Source organism: Mariniflexile fucanivorans, from assembly GCF_004341235.1.
GTDB classification, from domain to species: Bacteria; Bacteroidota; Bacteroidia; order Flavobacteriales; family Flavobacteriaceae; genus Mariniflexile; species Mariniflexile fucanivorans.
The window spans coordinates 321,112-346,482 of record NZ_SLUP01000004.1; the positions used below are offsets into that span (position 1 = coordinate 321,112).

The 25,371-nt window shown below is 35.8% G+C and carries 14 protein-coding genes; all 14 read left to right on the top strand.

Annotated features, from left to right (window positions below; translation table 11 throughout):
* The first annotated feature begins 125 nt into the window (after positions 1 to 125).
* Positions 126 to 1,526 carry a hypothetical protein gene (locus EV196_RS10480; protein WP_132217706.1) on the top strand — a complete coding sequence of 467 codons (1,401 nt, stop codon included), beginning with the start codon at positions 126 to 128 and terminating at the stop codon, positions 1,524 to 1,526.
* A gap of 26 nt (positions 1,527 to 1,552) precedes the next feature.
* The gene (locus EV196_RS20230) at positions 1,553 to 2,071 is read left to right on the top strand and encodes a sulfatase-like hydrolase/transferase (protein ID WP_207902853.1); all 519 of its coding nucleotides are present in this window, start codon (positions 1,553 to 1,555) and stop codon (positions 2,069 to 2,071) included.
* A complete protein-coding gene (locus tag EV196_RS20235; protein WP_165876140.1) occupies positions 2,064 to 2,918 on the top strand; it encodes a sulfatase-like hydrolase/transferase in 855 nt (284 codons plus the stop codon). The genes EV196_RS20230 and EV196_RS20235 overlap by 8 nt, the downstream gene beginning before the upstream one ends.
* A gap of 503 nt (positions 2,919 to 3,421) precedes the next feature.
* Complete coding sequence (locus tag EV196_RS10490; protein WP_132217707.1) at positions 3,422 to 5,704, top strand: leucine-rich repeat domain-containing protein; 2,283 nt, start codon at positions 3,422 to 3,424, stop codon at positions 5,702 to 5,704.
* A gap of 87 nt (positions 5,705 to 5,791) precedes the next feature.
* Positions 5,792 to 7,291, top strand: a complete 1,500-nt coding sequence (locus EV196_RS10495; protein WP_132217708.1) for a carbohydrate-binding protein — start codon at positions 5,792 to 5,794, stop codon at positions 7,289 to 7,291.
* Positions 7,292 to 7,461: 170 nt separating this feature from the next.
* Positions 7,462 to 8,070 (top strand): RNA polymerase sigma factor, encoded by a 609-nt coding sequence (locus tag EV196_RS10500; protein WP_132217709.1) that lies wholly within the window; start codon positions 7,462 to 7,464, stop codon positions 8,068 to 8,070.
* Between the two features lie 66 nt (positions 8,071 to 8,136).
* A complete protein-coding gene (locus EV196_RS10505) occupies positions 8,137 to 9,333 on the top strand; it encodes a FecR family protein (RefSeq protein WP_132217710.1) in 1,197 nt (398 codons plus the stop codon).
* A gap of 83 nt (positions 9,334 to 9,416) precedes the next feature.
* Complete coding sequence (locus EV196_RS10510; protein ID WP_207902854.1) at positions 9,417 to 12,815, top strand: SusC/RagA family TonB-linked outer membrane protein; 3,399 nt, start codon at positions 9,417 to 9,419, stop codon at positions 12,813 to 12,815.
* 12 nt (positions 12,816 to 12,827) lie between these two features.
* Entirely contained in the window at positions 12,828 to 14,537 is a 1,710-nt protein-coding gene (locus EV196_RS10515; RefSeq protein WP_132217711.1) for a RagB/SusD family nutrient uptake outer membrane protein, read from the top strand.
* A 302-nt stretch (positions 14,538 to 14,839) separates the two neighbouring features.
* Positions 14,840 to 17,212, top strand: a complete 2,373-nt coding sequence (locus tag EV196_RS10520) for a glycoside hydrolase family 95 protein (protein ID WP_207902855.1) — start codon at positions 14,840 to 14,842, stop codon at positions 17,210 to 17,212.
* A gap of 168 nt (positions 17,213 to 17,380) precedes the next feature.
* Entirely contained in the window at positions 17,381 to 19,018 is a 1,638-nt protein-coding gene (locus EV196_RS10525; RefSeq protein ID WP_132217712.1) for an alpha-L-fucosidase, read from the top strand.
* Between the two features lie 42 nt (positions 19,019 to 19,060).
* Positions 19,061 to 20,821, top strand: coding sequence for a hypothetical protein (locus tag EV196_RS10530; protein WP_132217713.1), 1,761 nt, complete (start codon positions 19,061 to 19,063; stop codon positions 20,819 to 20,821).
* Positions 20,822 to 20,899: 78 nt separating this feature from the next.
* Entirely contained in the window at positions 20,900 to 23,272 is a 2,373-nt protein-coding gene (locus EV196_RS10535; protein ID WP_132217714.1) for a glycoside hydrolase family 3 N-terminal domain-containing protein, read from the top strand.
* 175 nt (positions 23,273 to 23,447) lie between these two features.
* Positions 23,448 to 25,325: an arylsulfatase gene (locus tag EV196_RS10540; RefSeq protein ID WP_132217715.1), complete on the top strand. Its 1,878-nt coding sequence runs from the start codon at positions 23,448 to 23,450 to the stop codon at positions 25,323 to 25,325.
* Positions 25,326 to 25,371: the final 46 nt, after the last annotated feature.

Genomic DNA, 25,371 nt, shown 5'->3' on the forward strand with positions numbered 1-25,371 from the left:
CAGATGTCAGTCTGAGCGCAGTCGAAGACATTGGGAGTATTGTTTTTAAAGCATTTCGACTGCGCTCAATGTGACACACTTTTTAATTTTTGTCATGTGCTAAGTTAAATTCTAATAAAATTTCAATGTTAAATAAATATTTCCTTTTAATAATTCTTCTGATTGCACCATGTTTAAAATCACAAGCGCAAATCGTGGTAAATTCTTTAAGTGAATTAATGCCTTACCTAGATGACAATAACGTAGAAGTTACATTGAAACCAGGTACTTACACAATCACCGCTAAAGATATCCATGAAGGCGATTTTTCAAGTGCTACTGTTGTTAAAAACCGTGCGAACGTGCTCTTCCTTTTCTCAGGAAATAACAGTGTTTACGATTTTACTGGAGTTACCGTCAATGTAAAAACAGAAGTATTGAGTGCTTTCCCCAGTAAGAATTCAGAATTTTACGAAATACAAGTTATTGGAAATAAAAACATCTTAAAAAACCTGACCATAGTAGATGATGGTTCCGTTCATGATGCACCAACCAGACGTGCCACCAACATTGTTATGGATGGTTCAGAAAATAGAATTGAAGGCTTTCACATCACCACAAGAGGTTCTTATCCTTATGGTTATGGAGACGCTTTCGGAAAAGGCGGAAAAAGTGTCATCAACCACAGAAAACATTCCTCTTTTTTGGTGAGAGGCTATAAAAATCACGCCAAAAATGATACCATTATTCACCGTTCCTACGGTCATGCTTTGTTTATGCAAGCAGCCGATTGGCCTGTTATAGAGGGGTGCTACATTGAAGGCGCTATGCGTTCTACCGATGATATGTGGACGGAAAAAGGAACAGGCTCGGACGCTGATAAAGTAGATTTTGAAGCGGTATATAGTTATAAATTACCTAAAGGCTATATGATGTGTTTAGGTGAAGAAGGTATACGAGCCTACAATGGAGGTGAAACTATTATTGACGGCAAAGAATACAGAAGAGGAACATCAAATCCAACTATTATTAATTGTACTATTAAAAATATGAGAGCAGGGGTTACATTAACACATGCGACAGGAAAAAAATATGTGGAAGGCACCACAGCCATAGGTTGTGAACGCGGTTTTTGTATTGGTACTGGTGATATTGTAGATTGTTATGCAGATACTCAACATGGTCCAGCATTGGGAGTCGATTATCCAAGTGATCAGGGCATGCATGCTGAAATAACGTTGTTGCCCTATGAAGGAGCATCGTATAATGGTAGTAAACACGCTGCCATCATCATAGGAAGCAATCATAAAATAACACTTCGCAATAAGGTGCAAAATGCAGATCAAGATTTGAAAATTAATATAGGAGGCGACAATCGAACTATAGGTCTTCTTAATCGAGATGAAAACTACTCAGCTTCCAATATTGTAATTGATAATTTTACAAACTATCCAATGGTGTTGGATGATAATAGCCAAAACTGTAAAGGTACATCAGTTGGAAAGGTGACGGATGAAGGAACCAATAATCATATCATCCTAAAATAAATAGAACTAAAAATTATTAACTATATATGAAAACAAACAAAATAATTCAAATTCTAATGATAGCCGCAATCAGTTTTGTGTTGAATAATTCATGTTCTGTTGCTAAAAATATTGAAAAACCAACCAATTTTATCATTATTTATACAGATGATTTAGGCTACGGCGACCTCGGAAGTTACGGTGCGCAAGGTTACCAAACCCCACAATTGGATAACATGGCAAATGAAGGTATGCGTTTTACCGATTTTTCAGTGTCAAGTTCCATTTGTACACCATCGCGAGCAGGTTTGTTAACAGGTCGATACGCCACACGTTGGGGACATGACGACAAGGTGTACTTTCCGCAGAGTAAAGATGGTATGCCAGCTTCTGAAATTACCATTGCCGAATTGTTAAAACAAAAAGGATATCAAACGGGTATGGTTGGTAAATGGCATCTTGGGCATCAACCCGAATATTTACCAACGGCTCAAGGGTTTGATATGTATTTCGGAATACCATACAGTAACGATATGTGGCAAGCTTCTGAAAATTCCTTTGGCTAAAAATCATGTTTTCAATGAAGGTTTAACACTTGCCGATTACAATAGTGAAAACCCTAGTAAAAAATTCAGAAATAAAGTGCCTTTAATGTTAGGTAACGAGGTTATTGAGTGGCCAGTAGACCAATCGCAATTGACTCGAAAATATACAGAAAACGCCCAAAAATTCATTATTGAAAACAAAGAAAAACCATTTTTCCTTTACGTAGCACACAGCATGCCGCATGTGCCACTTTACGCTTCAAAAGATTTTGCAGGTAAAACCAAACGCGGTTTATTTGGCGATGTGATAGAAGAAATAGATTGGTCGGTAGGCGAAATCTTAAAAACCTTAAAAGCACAAGGCCTGGACAAAAATACTTTGGTGATTTTTGCTTCGGATAATGGCCCGTGGTTAAGCAAAAAATTAGATGCAGGAAGTGCTGGCCCATTTCGCGATGGTAAATTTAGTCCATACGAAGGCGGCAGTCGCGTGCCTTGTATTGTTTGGCAACCCGGTACAGTATCAAGCGGTGTGGTTTCAAATTTGCAAACGTCAACGCTCGATGTATTTCCAACCATTGCCAAATTTGCAGGGGTAAACATTCCTCAAGATAGACCTATGGATGGATTGGATATCACATCGGTTTTCACAGGAAAAAATACCGAAAACATCAAACGAGATTACTTTTTATACCGTGGTGATGCCATTCGAATGGGCGATTGGAAATATGTAAAAGAGAAAGATTCTGAACAACTTTTCAATCTTTCAACCGATAAAGAAGAATCTAAAAACGTGATTAAGCAATATCCTGAAAAGGCAAAAGCATTAGCTGAGAAATTAGAAAGTGTTAGGGCTAGTTTCAATTAGATGGAGAATTTGCACAGCGTTTTATAAAAAAATAATTCAGCATTTATATATGGATTTTAAAACCAGAGTTTTGAACGCTCTGGTTTTTTAGTATTTCCTACAGTACATACATTGAGATTAGGACAATAGGAAAATAATTGTATTTAATTTATTGGGTGTAATTATTCTAAAAAGTCAATTTTGTACCAATTGTCACATTGAGCTTGTCGAAATGTTTCTTTTATGAAGTCTTCGACAATCCCGATATCTATCGGGACAGACTGACATTTAAATTCTAATTGTCTTATGAGTTTCAAATAAAAACTGATTTTCATTACTTATATCCAAGGGTTTGTATTTTACTAACATATGAAAAATATGTTAATTTTAACGATGTTTATTGATGTTCATAGAATGTGTTTTTAAAATAGTTGATGGTTTATAGGTAATGAGCTATAAGTTATAGATGTTTGTTTTATTTAAATTTAAATTTGTTGTCATTGACATAACTAAACTAAAATATTATGAAAAAAACATTACTCGTATTAATAGCTTTTTTTACTATTACATTGGCATCGGCCCAATTTACTGATGGAGATTACACTTTTACAGTGGTTGGCTCCGATGCTTTTGTTTCTGCAACAACGGCCACTGGAGACGTAACTTTTCCTACCAGTGCCACAGATTCAGCCACATCAACAACTTATAATGTTACGGGGGTTGCATCTGCTTTTAATAGTGCGGGTAATGGTGCAAGTATTACATCTGTTATTATTCCTTTAGGTTATAAAACATTTCAAGCAAATTGTTTTCGTAGTATGACAAGTATGAACTCTATTGTTTTCCTTGATGGAGAAACGTTTGGTGATAAAGCTTTCCGTAATGTTGATAGTCTTGAATCGGTAGTTTTGCCTCCAAATGAAATTACTTCCTTTGGTATTCAAATGTTTTGGCAAAGCGATAATCTAACTTCTGTAGATCTGGGGGGGCTAACTTCATTACCTAATGGAATATTCAAAGCTTGTCCTGGCATGACTACATTAACAATTCCTGCAACTTTAACGGCCTTTGATGCGGCTTCATTTCAAGGTTCAACTGTAGTAACTTTAATAGTAGAGGGTTCAGTACCAGCAACCATTGATGCACTTTGGGAAGGTGTTCCAGCAAATATAACGGCCTATGTGCCAACAGAAAATGTAACAGATTATCAGAATGCCGCCATATGGAAGGATATGATTATTAAAGATAAGGCCATTTTAAGTGATCCACAAGTAGTAGTTAATACTTTGGCAGATTTCAAAACTGCCGTACAGTTTAGTGATAGAGAAGTTACTTTGTCGCCTGGAAACTATAATCTTGAAAATGATTTGCCAATTGGTTCTAGGGTAATTACGCTTTCTGGATCAAACAATAATATAACCTTAACTGGCGCCTATATCCAAGTTCCTGTTGGTTGTGTTGGGGAATCTTATATGCGAGTGACGGGTAATAATAATACAATTATAGGTGGGGAAATTGAAGATACTTACAGAAATGGGTTAACCGAAATAACAGATTTTAGTGCTTACAACCAAGATCGGACTAATTTAGCCTATGGTCTTGGAGGTGATGCGGTTATGACAATTTCGGGTACAGATAACTTACTTGATGGACTTACATTAACAACAAGAGGTTCTTTTCCTTATGGCTACGGAAGCATGTACGGTATTGGTGCTGGTAGTACCTTCGGCTTAAATAAGCGTTGTGGGATATTGCTTAATGGCCCACGAAATACCATTGATAATGTGGTGCTTCACCAAAGGGCTTTCGGACATGGTATATTTATGCAGGGTGATGCCACTGAAACCGTAATTAAAAACACAAGTGTAGATGGTAGAGTACGTCCTACTGGAGATTTATATTCCGAAACTAATACTTACGATTTGCCTTATAGAGCAAATTATCAAATGCCGTTTGAAGATAATAGGCCACTTCCAACCGATGAATATCATTCACTTTGTGAAGATGCTTTTAGAGCCTACACCGGTAGTGGAAGTACTACTGTAGAGAATTGTACAGCATATCAAATGCGAGGTGGTTTTCGTTTTTACTTAGGTGGCGCAGCTACTATTAGTAACTCTACCGCTACAGATTGTGGTAGTTCAAATTTTAATTTGCCTGCAAATTCAGGAGTAATTACTAATTCATCGGGTAATTTTGCTTATGCGCCTTTAACAGATAATGCGGGAAGTAAGAACGGGTATAAGGCCGAATGGACCATTATTCCATCACCTCATGCAACAGGACCTCATAATATAATGGATCTAACAGGTAGCAATCACAATATTGTGTTACATAGAACCCCAGGACCCATTGATACAACAGATCGTGCCATTGTAGTTACTGGAGATAATTCTACCATTGTAAACGAAACGGAGTACCCTATTATTCTTGAGTCAACTGCAAATGGAAATACCATACGTGGTTGTGAAGGTGCAACAATAACTGATAACGGAACTAATAATACAATCATATTATCTGATTGTGGTGGTTTATTATCAGTACATTCAAATTCCTTGGCTGATAACATACATGTTCTTCCAAATCCTGTAATTAACGAGCTTACAGTGTCGTTAACAAATACAAATTTAAATAATAGTGATACTAAAATTTCTTTATATAACATTAAAGGTCAGAAAGTATTGGAAGTAAGTCCTATAAACAATAATAACCCAGTACTCAATGTATCTAACTTACAAAGCGGTATTTACGTTTTAAAAATTAGTGATAATGCTAGTGTGTTCACAAAAAAAATAGTTAAATTATAAGTCTCACAAATAATTTAGACTGCTGTTGAAATGGATTATAATTTATTTCTTCTTTACGTAAGAATAAACTAAAAAAATAAGATCAAAATGAAAAAAACTACACTCTTAATGATTGTTGGATGTATCTGTTTTATAGGATTGTCTGCCAACCTTAACGCACAAACTTTAACACCATCACATAATTTTGATGATGGTTCTATGGAACCTTTTCATGATTGTACAGTAAGATTGCCTAATTACACAGCCGTTGCTAATGGTCGTGTAAAAACATTTTGGACGTCGGAGTGGTTTACAATGGGAACACCTGCAGGCGATGTGAACCGTACAGATAAAGGTTGCGAAATGTGTATTTTAACCGAACGCTTCCATACTCAAAAAGAAGGCTGGTACGGGTTTACAATGAATGTTGGGTCAGATTATAGAACAGACTCCAATGCAGGTGTTGCTCAAGTTTTTGGCTTTAGTAATAACTATTACACTTGGGAAGCCATGCTAAAAATCACTAATAATGATTTAATTATGGGATATCGAGGTAGAGGAAACGAACAACCTGGGGCTGATGATATAACAGACACGACGGTTCTACCAAGTGTTCCTCGAGATACAGATTTAAATATTATAATTCATTTTATATTATCGGCATCCAACAATGGTGTTATGGAAGTTTGGATTGATGGTGTTAAAAAAATGATTCATACCGGTATAAATCTTGGATTTGGTACTTGGGTAGATGATGCTGTAGATTGTGGAGAAACAGATGGTATACCAAACTGTCGAACAGAATTTAAGGCAGGTCAATATAACTATGATCCCGATGGTTATATGGCTAACGAAACAAGAACTATTTATTATGATAATGTAACGTGGTACAATGGCTCAAATGGGTATGCTATAGTAGATCCTTCAGGGAATACCAATATAGGTGATACCCGAAATTATGAACTTTTACTAGCAAATGCTTACAATATTAAGAGTGGAATGGATATAGAAACAGATAATCAGAATTTGGGAAATATTGGTAGAGACGATTATGCGCTGTATATTGATGTAGACTTGTCTTCAATAAAATCTGTAAAAGCATTAACGTCAACCAAACGCGATGGAGGTAATATTGAAGTGCGTTTAGGTAGTAAAACGGGGGAGTTAATAGCTACTATACCAGTTCCTAACAATGGGCAATGGCATGATTACAAGCCGCAAGCTGTAGATTTAACCACTTCTAAAACAGGTATTCATGATGTTTATTTTGTGTTTAAGAATGAATCAAGAAGTACTGGGTTATTTAATGTAACTTCATTTGGGTTTTCTGGTCAATCATTGTCAATAGATTCAAATTCATTGTCTAATAAAATTAAATTATATCCAAATCCAGTATCTAAAGAGCTTACGGTTTCTTTAACAAATGCGAATTTAAGCAACAATACAAAAATCACTTTATATTCTATAAATGGCCAAAAAATATTGGAAGTAAGCCCTAAAAACGATAGAAACCCATCGCTTAATTTATCTAACCTTCAAAAAGGTGTTTACTTTTTAAAGATTGACGATGCATCGAATTCAATCACTAAAAAGGTGGTTAAGATTTAATAAAAAATTATAATTAAACACTGAACAATTTTAAAGCTAATTTAAAGTTATTCAGTGTTTTTTTTTTTTTTTTTATTTTGTATTATAAAATTTGATTTTTTCAAATAGGCGCTACTAGGTGTTTAAACAAAATATATCAACTATATTTGAAGATATTATCAAAAAGACTCATGGACAACTTTGAAAATAATATAGATAATTTATGGAAATCGTTTCTCGATGGAGACGACAAAAGTTTTTCTGTATTATATAATCAACAATCAAAAAAACTATTGGAATATGGCTATAAATTATGTCATGACCATGAGTTAGTCCATGATAGTTTACAAGAAGTTTTTATAGATTTATTTCTTAAACGCGACAAGAAAACATTAACGGTTGAAAATTTAAAATCATATCTTTTTATTTGTTTCCGAAATTCCATAATAAAGAAAATAGCTAATGGGCGGAAGTTTGAAAAACTATCTATAAGAAAGGAAAAAATAGATGTTAAATTCAATACGGAATACTCGTATCAAACCAACTTAATTAACGAAGAAATTTCCAAGGAAATATCGCAACAACTTAGTAAAGCAATAAATGCGTTACCATCAAAACAAAAGGAAATTATTTATTTAAAGTTCGAACAAGGTATGGAATATGCTGAAATAGCTGATATAATGAAAATTTCAGTAGAATCCGTAAGAAAGCTTATGTATAGAACGCTTTTAGCGCTAAGAAAAACGCTTGATACAAAGCTATTTCATGCATTAATCTTAATTTTTTCAAAAAAAAGTTAAAATTTGTTAAAAAAAGTGTCCATGTTTTAGCAATTTAAGACCCTTTAGTATATACACTGGTTCTAAATGGATGACTTTTTAAAATATTTTGAAAATAAAGATTTTGTACAGTGGGTATTAAATCCGAATGCAGAATTGGATACCTATTGGCAAAATTATATAAAGGATAGCCCCCAAGAAGAAGAGCAAATCAAAAAATCTCGATTGATTATCCTTGCTCTTAAATCGAAAAAAACACTGCGTTCTAATAATCAATTAGATGCCGTATATTCAAATATACTTCGGGAAATAAAAAGCCAAAAGAAAACAAAACCTGTTCGCAAGCTCTTTTTTACAGTTTTAAAATATGCCTCCGTATTTCTACTTTTCATTTCAATATCGGTTTCTTATTACTACTACCAAAAAGCAAATGAATTGAACAAGATTGCTAATCAATTAATTGAGGGCGTCGATCAAAACAATTCACAGCTTATTTTGGCTAACGGCAACAAGGTATTAATAAGTGAGAAAGAATCGGAAATCGAGTATGGCAACAATGGAGAGATTGTTATAAATAAAAATGACACGCTTAATTATAAAAAAGAGGCTAATACTACCAAACAACAATATAACCAGCTAATAGTGCCATTTGGGAAAAAATCATCCATCACCTTGTCTGACGGAACTATAGTACATATAAATGCTGGATCAAGATTAATTTATCCAGCTACTTTTATGGGTTCTAAAAGAGAAGTGTTTTTGTATGGTGAAGGTTTTTTTGAAGTATCTCACAACAAAAAGAAACCTTTTATAGTAAAAACCAATAATCAAAGTATTGAAGTTTTAGGAACTAAATTTAATGTATCAGCTTACCCATCTGATAAGATAGTGGAGACTGTTTTGGCTGAAGGTTCTGTAAAACTTAAGCCCAATGAATTTTCCTTTTTTCAAGACGATTATATTCTAAAACCGAATCAAAAAGCTAATTACAATATTGGAAGTAAAGAGGTTTCGGTGTCTCAAGTGAATGCAAGTAAGTATGTTTCTTGGTATTTAGGATATTTAAATTTTGAAACATCAGAATTAAAACAATTAGTAAAAAGAGTAGAAAGGTATTACAATATTAAAATAGATATTCAAAATAAAAATGATGATGCCATATCAAAAACAATCACTGGTAAACTGTTGCTAAAGGACAATGTGGAAACGGTATTGAAGGTTCTGGCTACAGCTACAGGAATGGAATTAATAAAAATAAACGAAATAACATATGTTTTAAAATAAAAGAACCAGACGGAATCCGACCTCCATCTGGTTTTTAAGTACGATTATCAACTAAGTATTAATTAAATAACCTAAACAAATTTATGAAAAATTCACCAACTTGGCATTCCAGTATATGGAATGATGCCACAATCATTCGAAAAATGAAGCTCACCACATTTTTTTCATTTGTAATGACCTGCGGAATTTGGGCCACCCCACTTTCGCAATCCACAAAAATTAGTTTAAATCTAGAAAACGCAAGTGTTTCCCAATTCATTAAAAGTATTGAGGAAAAAACCGATTTCTATTTCATCTATCAGGATAATGTTTTCAAAGAAGACCAAATGGTATCTATCAATGTAGATAAAATGCCATTGGATGCTGTTCTTGCAGAATTTGAAAAACAAACATCTGTTGTTGTAAAAGTTTTTGATTATCAAATAGTCATGGCAAAAAACAGGAGTGAAGTAAAAAAAATACTCGAATCTGTAAATGCAACCATAAAACCCATTCAGCAAATTCAAGTAAAGGGTAAAGTAACTTTTACGGATGGTATGCCACTACCTGGTGCCAATATCATAGAGAAGGGAACGACTAATGGAACACAAGCAGACTTTGATGGTAATTTCACCCTATCAGTGGCCAGTAAGAATGCTATTTTGGTTGTATCCTATATTGGTTATGCCACAAGAGAGATTTCATTAAATGGACAAACCAATTTAAACATTGTTTTACAGGAAGATGCTGCGGCATTGGATGAGATTGTAGTTGTTGGTTATGGTACACGTAAAAAGGAGACTTTAACAGGTTCTGTTTCAAGTGTATCAGGTGAAGTTGTTAAAAGTCCAACCGCTAACGTTACAGCATCTTTACAAGGTAGGTTACCTGGTATAACAGCAACTCAACGTACTGGTGAACCAGGGCGTGATGATCCAAGTATTCTAATTAGAGCAACAGCAACCCTGGGGGCTAATGCACCGCTTATTATTATTGATGGTGTTCAACGTTCAAGTATGGGGCAGTTAAACCCAGAAGATGTTGAAAATTTCTCTATTTTAAAAGGTGCTTCGGCGGCTATTTATGGAGCGCGTGCAGCCAATGGCGTTATTTTAATTACTACTAAAAGTGGTAGAATAGGAAAGCCAAAGTTCAGCTTATCAGTTAATACCGCAATAACAAACCCTACAATGCGTTCTGAAATGTTGGGTTCTCCTTTATATGCAGAGGTATATAATGAAGGACAACTTTATGATCAAGATGATCCAAATACTCCAGGGTATAACCCTCGGCCAGGTTATGTACCTTTTTATACAGACCAAGATATTGAAAAATATCGTAATGGTTCTGATACAAATTCGTATCCAAATACGGATTGGGTAAATGAAGTATTGAAAAACAACGCTATGCAAAATCGTGTAAATTTAGAAGTTACTGGGGGATCTGAAAACACCAAGTATCTAATGTCCTTTGCTGCATTAACCCAAGAGGGCAACTATAAAAATAACCCAACAAACTATAATCAATATAATATGCGTTCTAAGTTTGATGTGGATTTAACTAATAATTTTAACGTGGGTGCCAATATTAGTGCCATTGTTAAGAACAAAGAGTTCTCATCTCAAGGAGTTGGTGTGAATTTCATTAATATATTATTGGCTTCTCCAACAGATGTTGCTGTGTACGATAATGGCTTAATTGCTCCAGGACGTTTTGGGCAAAGTCCACTTTTATTAGATCGAAGAGGTTACAATCATACGGATGAAATTCCAATCTTCTCTACTTTTACGGCAACTTACAAGGTGCCTTTTGTTGAAGGATTGAAAATCGATGCTTCATACAATTATGATTTAGAAACACGAACTAGTAAAACATGGGACCTTCCTTATACTTCTAATTTATACGATGTAAATACGGGTGAATATCCTATATCTCAAGTTGGGATAGTGTCGCCAGTGCTTACAGAAAGATACGATAAGCTTACAACAAAACTGTATAATTTCAGACTTACTTACGATAAGACTTTTGGAGATCATACACTTTCTGCCATGATTGGGCAAGAGCAGCAGGTAAATAAATCATCTTGGATTCAAGCTTATAGAAGAAATTATGTAAGCCCAAGTATCGCAGAAATTAATGTTGGAAGCAATGCGGCCGATGATAAGGATAATTCAGGGACATCAAGTGAAACGTCTCGTAATAATTACTTTTCTAGGCTGGAATATAACTACAAATCTAAATATTTTGCTGATTTTGTGTTTCGTAGAGAAGGTTCTCAAAATTTCCCTAAAGACAGCCGTTATGGTAATTTTTATGCCATTTCTGGTGCTTGGAGGTTATCTGAAGAAAATTTTATAAAAGATAATTTTAAAAATATAGATCAATTAAAATTAAGAATAGACCATGGTTTATCTGGTAACGATAATGTAGATGCGTTCCAGCATTTACAAACCTTTAATTTTGGCAGTAACTATGTATTTGGTTCAACGGATGTCCCTGGTATTACTGAGGGTAAATTGGCCAATCCTTTTATAACTTGGGAAAAAGCTAGAAAAACAGATGTTGGTTTAGAGGGTTTATTTTGGAATGGTTTATTTGGGTTTGACTTAACCGTTTGGAAGGAACATCGTTATGATATTCTGATAAATGAAGCCCCTGTGGTACCAGTTACCTATGGTCTTCCAGGTTTCCCAGATGTAAACAGCGGAATTGTAGACAGTCATGGTTATGAACTTATATTAACCCATAAAAATACAATTAACGAATTGCAGTATAGTATTACTGGAAATATTTCGTATGCCGATAGTGAAGTAATATTTAAGAATGAAACGCCACGTGATGAAGCCTATCAAAATGAAACAGGATTAATGGTAGGTGCAGGATTGTATTATGAAACAGATGGCATTTATAATACACAAGAAGAATTGGATGCGAGTGTACATCACCGTAGCACTAAGGTTGGAGATGTTGTAATTGTAGACGTTAATGAGGATGGTGCCATTACAGAGGCAGATCAAATTAGAATTAATAAAACAAATACACCTAAGTACATATTCGGTATGGATTTTGGCTTTAATTATAAGAATTTCGATCTAAACCTATTTTTTCAAGGACAAGCAGCTGCTGTGAACTACGACAGTAGATATGCGAATTTAGGAAATGCGAATTTCGAGAACAGTTTTGTACTTCGCGCAGAAGATCGTTGGACGGTAGATAATATAAATGGAACTAAACCAAGATCTCGTGGCTACCTTCCAGGGGATAATACATTCTTTTTACAGGATGCTTCATTTGTAAGATTAAAATTTGCTGAATTTGGCTATACTTTGCCAGAAAAAGCAGTATCGAAAGTAGGTTTAACAAGTACTCGTATCTATCTTAATGGTAGTAATCTGCTTACTTGGGCTAAAGAGATTAAACATGTGGATCCAGAAATTAGTGGACAAGCAAATTACTATCCGCAAGTGAGAACTATCAATGTAGGTGTTAATCTTAATTTTTAAAACTAAATAAAAATGAAAAATATATTTATAATAACAATTATTATATCCATGTCGCTCTTTTCATGTAATGACGATATATTGGATATTACCCCAACCGATAGTGTTTCTGCAGGTTCGGTATGGAATGATGCAAGTTTGATTATGGCTTATCATAATACCTTATATACAGGAATAGGAACAGGAAATAGCCGAAATATGTTGGCTAAAGCCACTGATGAGATGGCTTACAAACCGCAAAGTGGTTATCCTGGTCCTATATTAGATGGTACATTAAACCCTGATAATGTTACTAATAGAATTAACTTTGGCGGTCCAGGTACTGTTTATACATGGAATCTTGATTACAGTCTTATTAGAAAGATAAATGTTTTTCTTGAGCAAATGGAAACTAGTGATGCTTTAGATCCTGATGTGGAAAGCCGGTTAATTGCAGAAGCTCGGTTTATACGGGCATACATGTATTTTAAACTTATTGTAAGATTTAGAGGGGTGCCAATTATTGATGAAGTAGCCACTCAAGATAACCTACCTTCTCTTGCGCGTAATACAATTGATGAATGTGTAGCATATATTGAGGCAGATTTAGCTGCTGCATTACCAGACCTTGATGCTGCATATCATCCTGGTGATGGTAATTTTGGAAGGGCAACGCAAGGCGTCTGTAAGGCCTTGCAGTCCCGTATGTATTTATATTTAGCATCACCTCTTTTTAATACAACTAATGATGTGTCAAAATGGCAAAAAGCCGCAGATGCAGCACTAGATTTAATTGATGATAATACATTTTCACTGCATCCTAATTACTCCACCCTTTTTAACGCAGAGACGGGGTCTCCCAATAACGAAATAATATTTGCTAGAAACTATACAGCATCTAATAAACATGATCAGCCTATGTTATATCTTGGGCGCCGCTGGGGAGCTTTCGGTGGTTGGGCTGCTAATGGTGGTATTGCTCAAAACCTAGTTGACGATTACGATATGGCAAATGGAGAACCAGCATATATTAAAGTGAATCATGTAAACACTACTGTAAATCCAGCGTCTGGTTACGATCCGCAAAACCCTTATGCTAACCGTGACCCTCGTTTAGAATACTCGATAAATCATGATGAATCTGTATATCGTAGTTCAACGCTGGAAATGTGGGTTTCTGAGGATGGGAACACATGGGGTTTTGATTCCTATAAACAAAGTAATGATAATCCTGAGGCTGGAACGTTCTTGAGAAAATTCATGCCTGAGGATGAATCAATCGTTTTGGATTTTAGTACACCTTTCACTGCGCCTTTTATATGGTTTCGATTTGGTGAAGTATATCTTAATTATGCAGAAGCTATGTTTGAACTAGGAGATGAAGACACATGTAGAGAGTATATTAATAAAATAAGAGCTAGACCTACTGTTAATATGCCTCCAATACCCGATTCGGTTACTGGAGAAGAACTTAGAACAAGGCTTTATAACGAACGACGTATTGAGCTTGCTTTTGAAGAGCACAGATACTTTGATATAAGAAGATGGGAGATTGCTCCATTTACACAAGCACAACCTACCATGGGTATGCACATTTTTAAGGATGTTCAGGGTGCTGGCGAAAAAAGATACGCACCTTATGTTGTGAATCCTACAGTATGGGACGATAAATTGTATTTTCTTCCAATTGAAAATGCTGAAATTCTAAGGAGTGGTGGTGAATTAACGCAAAACCCAGATTACTAATAGAAAACCTGTTTATAAATTTGATAAAAGACCACTAGCTTTTTTCTAGTAGTCTGACAAAATAGCCTATAAATATAGTAGTTAGTTTAGTTTGTTATCGTGAGAGAAAGGCTTGTTATTTATAAAATATAACGGCCTTTTTCTTTTTATTCACCTTAAAGAATATAAATATAGGATTGCTATTTGTAAATTGAATCTTCTTATTTCGCAAATAAAAGTCTATATCCAAAAATTCGACCCCTATGGAAAAATTACTATATGGATATACTATGTAACCGCTAAAAAATAAATAATATAAACATATGAAAAACAAAAAACTTGAAAATTCAGTATTCGGTCTATTTCTATTTTTAGCAAATATGATATGTGTTGAAGCCTACGCTCAAGCTAAGATAGGTTCTGAAGATTTGAAATTTTGGTACACACAACCAGCTAAAGAATGGTCGGAAGCATTACCAATTGGTAATGGTAGACTCGGAGCGATGGTTTATGGAGGCATTCAGATGGAGCATTTACAGCTAAATGAAGAAACCTTATGGACGGGTGGGCCTCATAGTTATGACAACCCGGATGCTTACAACCATCTTGAAGAAGTTCGCAATTTACTAAAACAGGAGAAATATAATGAAGCTGAAGATACAGCCGAAAAAATGATGGGCATACCCAAATATCAAATGGCGTATCAACCTTTTGGCGACCTATTTCTTATGTTTCCTCAAGGAGCAAAATCAAGTAATTATCGTCGTGAACTCGATTTGCAAAAAGCCTTAAGCACCGTTTCTTACAACATAGGTGAAACAAAATTTACTAGAAAGGTATTTGCATCGTACCCCGATCAGGCTATTGTTATGAGGCTTGAAAGCGATAAATCAAAGCAATTAACTTTTGATTTGATATTAACAAGTCCTCATACTTCTAAATCTGAAGTAGTCAATGAGACTACACTTGTAATGAGCGGTCAATTGGGCAAACAAAAAGAAAGAAGCCTAATAGGTGCATGGGAGGGCGAAGGATTAAAATTTGCTTCACAAGTAAAAGTGATTGCCGAAGGTGGTGAGGTTATTGCGCAAGGTGATAAAATATCGGTTAGAAATGCTAATGCGGTCACCCTTATTTATGTGGCTGCTACCAGTTTTGTAAACGCAAACGATGTAAGTGCAGATCCATTAAAGCGAATAAATGATTATTTAGCGGCAACAACAGGAAAATCTTTTGAACAACTTTATCAAAGGCATATTGATGATTATACAAAATTATTTAACCGTGTTTCCATTAATCTAGGAAGCACAGACGAAAATAATAATATACCTACAAATGAACGACTCAATCGAGTTAAAGAAGGGGCTTCAGATCCACTTTTAACGGAGCAAGTGTTCCAATATGGCCGTTATTTAATGATTGCAGGCTCGCGTCCAGGAACACAGCCTTTAAACTTACAGGGTATTTGGAATGGTACCATAAATCCACCGTGGTGCAGTAAATATACCATCAATATCAATATTCAAATGAATTATTGGGTGGCCGAAGTTGGAAATCTTAGTGAATGTCACGAGCCTTTTCTTCGAATGGTTCACGAATTGCAAGAACCAGGAAGCAATACCGCTAAAACCCATTATAAAGCAGATGGTTGGGTAACGCACCATAATACCGATTTATGGCGTGGTACAGCGCCAGTTGACGGTGCGCATTGGGGCATGTGGCCAACAGGAGGTGCTTGGTTATGTCAACACCTTTGGGAGCATTATCTCTATACCGGTGATGTGGATTTTCTAAAAAAATCATATCCAGTTATGAAAGCCGCATCGGAATTTTTCTTAGATGTGCTTGTTGAGAATAATGATGGTAAACTTATTACGTCTCCATCCATTTCGCCAGAGCATAGCCATGGTGGTACAAATAAAGACGGCATGAGTTCTAACAGATCGGGTGCGGCAGTTATTGACGGCCCAACAATGGACGGACAAATTTTACGCGATTTATTTGCAAATTGTATCAAAGCATCAGAAATTTTGGGTGTCGATAAAACATTTCGCAAACAAATAGCCGAAACTCGAAACCGATTAGCTCCAATGAAAATTGGTCGTCATGGTCAGCTTCAAGAATGGCAAGAGGATTGGGATAATCCAGAGAATTCACATGCCCATGTTTCACATCTTTACGGACTTTTTCCAAGTAGTCAAATAAATCGCAATGATACCCCAGAATTGTTTGAGGCCGCACATACATCATTAATTCAAAGAGGTCAAAATGATGGATGGTCTGGTGCTTGGAGAATAGCATTATGGGCGCGAGTTGGTGATGGCGATATTGCTTACACAGCGCTTAATAGTCACGTTTTGCATGGGTTTACCACAAATATGTTTAGTGATAGAACGGTGTTTCAAATAGATGCTAACTTTGGTGCTACGGCTGGAATTGCCGAAATGTTGCTTCAAAGTCATAATAACGAAATTCATGTATTGCCAGCACTTCCTAAAGCATGGCCGAATGGTTACGTTAAAGGATTACGAGCACGTGGTGGTTTTGAAGTGGATATCGAGTGGAAGGATGGTAAATTGGTTCAAGCAACGATTCACGCGGATAATGATGGAACATTTAAAATCGCATCTCAAGGGAAATCTGGAGGAAAAATGTCGATTAAGAAAGGACAATCAAAAGTTTGGAAAGGTGTTTAATCGCCCTATTGTAAAATCAACTTTGTAGATTAAATAAAATGAATTGAACATATCTAATAAATCAAATTTTAGGTATGTTTTATTGATAATCATCATGGTATTCAGGCAATTTGTAACTATATTTAAAAGTTCATTTTTTACCACGAATCAAATTACTAAAAATTAGATATGAAGCTATCAAAACTTAAAAAGAAGCTACAGGTGAAATATATGCTGTTCATGTTTTTCGCAATAGGTTTAAGTACGGCTACCTATGCTCAAGACAAAGAGCTTTCATGGGAAGCGTTGGGTAAACAGTATGAAATTCCTAAATGGTTTACAGATGCCCGATTTGGAATTTGGGTACATTGGGGTGCTCAAACCGTACCAGAATACGGCGGCGGTTGGTATGCCAGACATATGTATATGCAAGATGTGGGTAAAGAAACTTTCGGAAAAAATGCCTATCCGTATCATCTTAAAACATTCGGGCATCCATCGGAAGTAGGTTATAAAGATGTGGCTAATGCTTGGAAAGCCGAAAATTTGGATACCGATAAGCTCTTAAAGTATTTTACCGAAGATTTGGGTGCCAAGTATTTTATGGCACTCGCACATCATCATGATAATTTTGATAACTGGAATTCAAAGTACCAACCTTGGAATTCGGTAAATGTAGGCCCTAAACGCGATATTATAGGTGAGTTTTCCAAATCTGCAAAAAAACAGGGCGTACCATTTGGAGTGAGTACACACAATGAACGTTTTTTTGAATGGGGTTTGCCCGCATTTGGTGCCGATACTTCTGGAGTATATAAAGGAATACCCTACGACGGGCGTTTAACAAAAGAAGATGGAATAGGTACATGGTGGGAAGGTTTAGATCCTTCAGACTTATATGGCTTACCGCCTGAAAAAAGAACGCCAGAATGGGAAGAAGCGTGGAAACAAAATTGGTTGCTTCGAATGAAAGATTTGCTCACCAATTACGATGTCGATTTTATGTGGTTCGATGGTCGCGGTTTTCCTTATGGAGCATATGGTAAAGAAGCATTTCGCACCTATTTAAATCATAGATTAAACAAGGATGGTAAAATAAATGCACTTATTGCGGGAAAAATTCCAGGAGGGGATCCAGCTATTGTAAACGACATTGAACAAGGGGTAGAACTGGAAATAAATCCAGAGCCTTGGCAAAGCATCTGTTCTTTTACGCATTGGTTTTATAAAAAAGACGATCCATCCAGACATGATTCAAGAAGCACGATTGAATTATTAATTGACGTTGTAAGTAAAAACGGAAATTTTATGCTTAATGTGGAATTGCTGCCAGACGGTACAATTCCTCCTGAACATAAGGCGATTATGGATGAGTTTGGCGCTTGGTTAAAATTAAATAGTGAGGCTATATATGCCAGTAAACCTTGGAAAGTACATGGCGATAATTTTTTCTCAGGTTTTTTAGATGAGAATTCGAATGCCTCCAATTTGGCGAATACGGATCAAATTGAAAATCAAAAGAAAAAAAGTAAACAATTCAATAATAGAACGAAAGACAGTGAGCCTTATGGGCATGACGAAGTTCGGTTTACAACAAAAGATGGTGTTTTATATATATTTGTGATGAATCCTTCCGAAGGAGACATAAAACTGTCTTCACTTGGTTTAAAGTCAAAATATAAACCTAAAAAAATTCAATCTATAAAACTGATTGGAAGCGATGAGACAATAAATTTCAAACAAGATCATAATAATCTTATTTTAAGTGTTCCTGCAAAAAGACCAAATAAGTACGCAGCAGTATTTGAAGTGAAAGGAGCACTTTAAAAAGCGGGTTCAACATTAAGAACAAACAATAAATATCAGCATATGAAAAAAATGTACATCCCGTTATTTCTGATAACCGTTATAGCTAATAATGTATGGGCACAATCTGATGATGCAACCAAGAATAATTATTGGAACGTTAATACACCATTAGTATCTTATCGATTGCCACCACCGCCAACTAATTATAAACCTACTTTAATTGATTTGGATAAAGATGGCGACCCAGATATTATGTATTCAATCACCATACATAACACGCCTATTATTTGGATTGACGATGACGATGATATGAAATTTGATGATTTGGAAGGCGACATAGATAGCGATTGCCTGCTTATTGATGTCAATAAAGATGGCAAATACTGTGATGAAAGTGATATTGCGGTGGATTGGATTGATACGGATGCGGATGGGAAATCAGATATGCAAGTGTTTATTGATAATCCCGCCGAGGACAAAACTAAAAGGAGGGGTTCTGGGCACTACATGTGGGTAATTGATAATGACAAGGATAATGTATTTAATTACATCGATTGGAACACGTTTGAATTACGGGCATGGCTTCACGAAGGAAACTCTAATTTTCTTGAAGATTATGTTGGACAAAGCACCTTTTTAAAAGCACATGCAGCCACGTATCAGATGAATGATGTACGGTTGAATTGGGAAAACCCATTTTTATTTTTTGATACAGACGATGACGGATTAACAGAAATGGCTTTTCGGGCGTTAGACCGACCAGTCTCCCGAGAAGGTGGCTTTACCGAAGGGAAAATAAGTTATGTAGGTGTATCGTATGATCTAGATAACGATAATGCACCCGGTAATGAATTTGATTTTGATATGTCACTCCGCTTTACAGGAAAAGGCTTTGATTATATGAATCAAGTCCATAAATTCAATAATACAAGAGTTGTTGAAACGGATACGCTTTTCAGAGACCCGAGATGGAGACAAGTAGCAGAACTTATTTACCCAGGTTTTGATACCGCTTTAAATTTAACTTATAAAAAAGGCGAATGGGATAACATCTTTTTTGTGTATGATGAAGATGATGATTGCGAACGCTGGGAACGCGTTGATTTTTATGAGCCTGAAGACCTTTTTAAAATAGGAGGAAGAAACGGTGGACTTGATAATAATGCACAAACGGATGCCATTGGGGACCGAGGCGAGTGGGATTTAGATAATAGTGGTAAAGCTAAGTTGTATATTTCAAAATTTGATGGTCGTTTGCATTTGTATGGAGCCGAATGGGGCGCATGGCGCGTGGACCAATTGGCATATTCATACCAAGGATGGGGAGGTTTGTATGACACCTACCAGCCAAAATGGGAACGCAAACAAAAAGAATTCTCTCCTTTTAGCACTTTTAAATATGAAGACACAGATAGCAATGGTTTTATTGATAAAATTGAAATGGATATTGATGGCGATACCATTTTTGAAAAAACAGTGCTGCTTAAAGAATTAGGTATTGATGATAGGTGTGAAACCATCAACACAGCCGAAATGACATATGAAGATTATAGAAAACTTCACACCACCATGTCGAACAATATTTGGCAACAGGCCGAAAATGCTATGAAGGTTGCAGAATCACACAGTATCAATACATCTTGGTATGCATTTATGAAGCATCCGAAATCTGAAAATCAGAAGTACCAATATGGATATTGGCTGCAATTTTACATTTATATGGATTTAATAGATCAAGCAAATCGTACTGGTAAAAAAGATAAACTGTTAACTATTGATAAAGCATATTTTGGAGGCAACTGGGAATTGTTAGCAAATTGATAACGTCACGGTATTTATGCTAATGAGAAGTTGCAAATTATAAAGAATTTATACCAATTAGATTTAAAAAAATAAACAATGAAAAAATTATTTATTGCCATGTTGCCCATATTGTTATTTTCGTGTAACAAAATTCAGCAAACAGATATGACCATAGTAACACCCAAACCCTTTTCTACTCCAGAGATTGAAGCTCGTGTAGATTCCATCATGGCTACCATGACTTTGGAAGAAAAGATAGCACAAATTCAAGGAATTCGTCCAACCGAGCTTATAGTAGACGGCAAACTTTCGATTGAAATGTGTCGTGAAAAGATACCCAATGGAATAGGGCATATATCGCAGTTTTCTTCTTCATTTACTATGGAGCCTGAAGAATTGCGCGACTTTGTTCGTGAGGTTCAACATTATTTAATGACTGATACTAGGTTGAAGCTTCCTGCTGTTTTTCACGAAGAAGCCATTACCGGATTTTCTACTAAAGGAGCCACCACGTTTCCGCAACAAATAGGTATTGCATGTTCATGGAATCCAGAAATGGCAACCAGAAACTCCTTGTCAACTCGAAAAAACATGAAAGCTGTAGGCGCTAATTACGCATTGTCTCCCATGCTCGATGTGATACGTACGGCGCATTGGCCAAGGATTGAAGAGAGTTATGGTGAAGATCCTTACCTAACTTCAACCATGGGAGTCGCTTTCGTTAAAGGGTTGCAAGGCGATGATTTTAGTACAGGCATTGCTGCAACCACAAAACATTTCGCAGGTTACGGCGCCAATACTACCAACGAAAAAGATTTTTTTGAAGATTATTTGATGCCGCATGAAGCAGTCATTAAAGCTGCCAATGTAAAAAGCGTGATGCCATCGTATGCTGCCTATAAAGGTGTTCCCGATGTGGCTAACAATGAATTACTTAATGAAATTCTTCGAGGTAAATTAGGTTTCGATGGCATTACGGTGAGCGATTATCATTCCATCGATCATGTACATGGTAAATGGGAACAAGCAGATTCATATAAAACGGCAGGCGTTATGGCTTTAAAAGCTGGTAACGATTTGGAACTTCCTGTTCCAAAAACCTATGAATTTCTACCAGAAGCTATCGATGAATCCATGATAACTATGGATGTGATTAACACAGCTGTGAAACGCTCCTTAACCATGAAAGTAAAACTAGGATTATTGGATAATCCTGTTTTTGGTGTGGATGGCGATTTGGATTTTGATCCTCCTACAAACCGAAAACTGGCTTATGATGCGGCGTGTCAATCCATTGTTTTACTAAAAAATAATGGAATTCTTCCTTTAAAAGTGAATGATATAAAGAATATTGCATTAGTAGGACCGAACTCCGATAATGTATTTTGCTTGTTAGGAGATTATACCTACCAGTCGATGATTACTTATTTCTGGGGACAAACTTTTGATCCGAATTCACCTAAAATTGTAACTGTTTTAGAAGGACTGAAAAATAAACTTGGAGATAAAGTGAACATCCACAATGAACGAGGATGCGACTGGGCAGAGCCTTTAGGAACCACCATTGACCCAAATAGTTATGGAGATAGTGAGCTAGGTACTGCAAAAAAGAACATTCTGAGTAGAGTCGCACAACCAAATCTTGAAAACGCACTTTCAATGGTTGGAAAAAGTGATGTTATAATCGCAGTAATGGGTGAGAACACGTATCTGTGTGGAGAAAACCGCGAGCGTGAAGGTATCAGGTTACCAGGAGAACAAGAACTTTTTGTTGAAAAACTAATTGAAACAGGAAAGCCCGTTATTTTAGTAATTACTGGTGGAAGACAACAGTTAGTCGACAAATTTGAAGATAAATGTGCGGCCATTATTCAGGCATGGTTTCCAGGGGAAGAAGCTGGTAATGCTTTAGCTGATATTTTAGTTGGAAATGTGAACCCAACAGCTAAGCTTTGTGTTAGTTATCCAAAAGATGAGTCTAAGGAAGAATTAAATTACCAACATGGATATGCCAAAGTTAAACCTCAATATCCTTTCGGTTTTGGACTTTCATATACAACGTATGCTTATTCAAATTTCAGTATGCCTTCAAACGCTAACTTAATCGATAATCATTTCATGATATCATGTGATGTAGAAAATACAGGTGCGATGGATGGTGCTGAAATTGTTCAATTATACGTTTCGCCTTCTGATAAAACTTCCACTATGGATGCCATTCAATTGAAGGGATTCAAACGTGTGGATTTAAAAAGTGGTGAAAAGAAAACAGTTGTTTTTAAAGTATCACCAAAACAATTAATGCAATATAAGGACGGAAACTGGAAAGTGGAAGCTGGTACTTATAAATTTAAGATAGGGGCATCTTGTGTAGATTTACCATTGCAAGGAGACATAGTTTTACAAGGAGATAATTTACAGTTGGATAACCGAAATGTGTTTTTCTCAGAAAGCAGTGTAACGCCTTAATTTTTTTTGGAATTTTAAAACCTCGATGATTCACTTTGGAGGTAGCTTATTCGTTGTTTTTAGATTGTTTTGTTTCAAAAGAGAGATATCTTATATAGATTGAACTATAAGTTATAATCAAAAGATTTGGATTTTTATAATTTCGGTGCTTATCCAATTTTACAATCTTTTTTTAATGAACTTTCACATCATAAAAAATAATCCTAAAAAATTACTGAGACCAAATTTTAAAGATATAACAAGTCTTTCGCTATTAATATGTATTCTGTTTGTTGCATCCTGTAAGTCTGAAGTAAAAGAACCAAAGACCGAAAAAAATGAAAAACCAAATGTCATCTTAATTATGGTTGATGATGTGGGTTATGGAGATATAGCGGCGCATGGTAATGAATGGATTAAAACACCAAACATTGATGGATTATATGCAGAAAGCACACGTTTAACCGATTATCATGTGAGTCCTACCTGTGCGCCTACAAGAGCAGCGATCATGACGGGGCATCACAACTACAGGACAGGCGTTTTTTTTACCATAAAAGGGCGATCACTTATTCTTGAAAAAGAGAAAACAATGGCTCAAGTTTTCAAAGAGAACGGCTATAATACGGCTATGTTTGGTAAGTGGCACTTGGGTGATAATTATCCGTTTAGACCTCAGGACAAAGGTTTTGATGAGGTCTTGATGAATGCCGGTGGAGGCATAGGGCAAACCATGGATTATTGGGATAATGATTATTTTGATGATACCTATATTCACAATGGTAAATTTGAAAAATTTGAAGGGTATTGCACCGATGTATGGTTTGAAAACGCCAAGCAATACATAGGAAAACAAAAAGGAAAACCATTCTTTTGCTACCTTTCAACTAATGCAGCACACTCGCCTTATTGGGTTGATGATACATATTCTGCGCCATATAAGGATAATGAAAACATTCCTAATGCCGACTTTTATGGTATGATTGCCAATATTGATGAAAACATTGGTAAGTTGGTAGCATACCTAAAATCTATTGATTTAATGGATAATACCATTCTCATTTTTACGGCGGATAATGGTTCTGCTGCTGGAAATAAGATGGGAGAAGGAGAAGATAGATTGGATGGTTTTATTGCTAAAGGAAATAATGCAGGCATGCGTGGTGTAAAAGCGAGTATGTACGAAGGTGGGCACCGTGTGCCTTTCTATATTCATTGGAAAAATGGTGGGATTAGTGTTGGGAAAGATATTAATGACTTAACGGCTCACTATGATATATTACCAACTTTAGTCGATTTATGTAAATTAGATGTTAAAGAGGATTTAAAATTTGATGGTTCTAGTTTAGTGCCTTTAATGAAAGGTGATAGTACTAAATTTGACGATAGAATAGTATATGTAAACACACAATTTTCTACCGATCCTGTACCTTGGAAACGAACCGCTTTGATGCATCGTAACTGGCGATTGGTGGAAGGAACGGAATTGTATGATTTAGATTCAGACCCAGAACAACGCACCAATATTGCAGATCAACATCCTGAAAAAGTAAAAGAATACAAAGCCGCTTATGATACGTGGTGGGCTGAAATTTCTCCAACGTTTGTTGAGAAGCCATATTTCATTATTGGTGATAAAGCAGAAAACCCAACAACGTTATTTTGTCATGATTGGCATAGCGAAACCTTTACGCCTTGGCAACAGAATCATATACGGGAAGGACAAATAAATAATGGTTTTTGGCGTGTTAAGGTGGCAGAAACTGGAACTTACACGATAAAGCTTCGTCGTTGGCCAGTAGAAACACGTTTGGCTCTAAATGCCATAGCACCTCTGCGTCCCGCAATTCCAGGAACAAGTGTTACCGAAAGTAAAAAGAGCAAAGTTTTAACTATCAAAAAGGCTAAAATTAAAATTCAAAATATAGAGCTTGACAAAGATGTAAATCCGAATGATGAATATGTAGCATTTGAAGTCAATCTTGAAAAAGGAGAAACACATCTTGATACTTTGTTTACTTTAGATTCAAATGAAGAGTTAGGTGCATATTATGCAACTATCGAAAAAATATAGATTGAACCTAGCAGAGTTTCCTTTGAAATAAAGAATAATTGGTTGC

Coding starts and splice junctions, on each gene's coding strand:
- EV196_RS10525 (WP_132217712.1), top strand. CDS start 17,381: ATGAAGCTATCAAAACTTAAAAAGAAGCTACAGGTGAAATATATGCTG.
- EV196_RS10500 (WP_132217709.1), top strand. CDS start 7,462: ATGGACAACTTTGAAAATAATATAGATAATTTATGGAAATCGTTTCTC.
- EV196_RS10490 (WP_132217707.1), top strand. CDS start 3,422: ATGAAAAAAACATTACTCGTATTAATAGCTTTTTTTACTATTACATTG.
- EV196_RS10480 (WP_132217706.1), top strand. CDS start 126: ATGTTAAATAAATATTTCCTTTTAATAATTCTTCTGATTGCACCATGT.
- EV196_RS10535 (WP_132217714.1), top strand. CDS start 20,900: ATGAAAAAATTATTTATTGCCATGTTGCCCATATTGTTATTTTCGTGT.
- EV196_RS10505 (WP_132217710.1), top strand. CDS start 8,137: ATGGATGACTTTTTAAAATATTTTGAAAATAAAGATTTTGTACAGTGG.
- EV196_RS10495 (WP_132217708.1), top strand. CDS start 5,792: ATGAAAAAAACTACACTCTTAATGATTGTTGGATGTATCTGTTTTATA.
- EV196_RS10515 (WP_132217711.1), top strand. CDS start 12,828: ATGAAAAATATATTTATAATAACAATTATTATATCCATGTCGCTCTTT.
- EV196_RS10520 (WP_207902855.1), top strand. CDS start 14,840: ATGAAAAACAAAAAACTTGAAAATTCAGTATTCGGTCTATTTCTATTT.
- EV196_RS20230 (WP_207902853.1), top strand. CDS start 1,553: ATGAAAACAAACAAAATAATTCAAATTCTAATGATAGCCGCAATCAGT.
- EV196_RS10510 (WP_207902854.1), top strand. CDS start 9,417: ATGAAAAATTCACCAACTTGGCATTCCAGTATATGGAATGATGCCACA.
- EV196_RS10530 (WP_132217713.1), top strand. CDS start 19,061: ATGAAAAAAATGTACATCCCGTTATTTCTGATAACCGTTATAGCTAAT.
- EV196_RS10540 (WP_132217715.1), top strand. CDS start 23,448: ATGAACTTTCACATCATAAAAAATAATCCTAAAAAATTACTGAGACCA.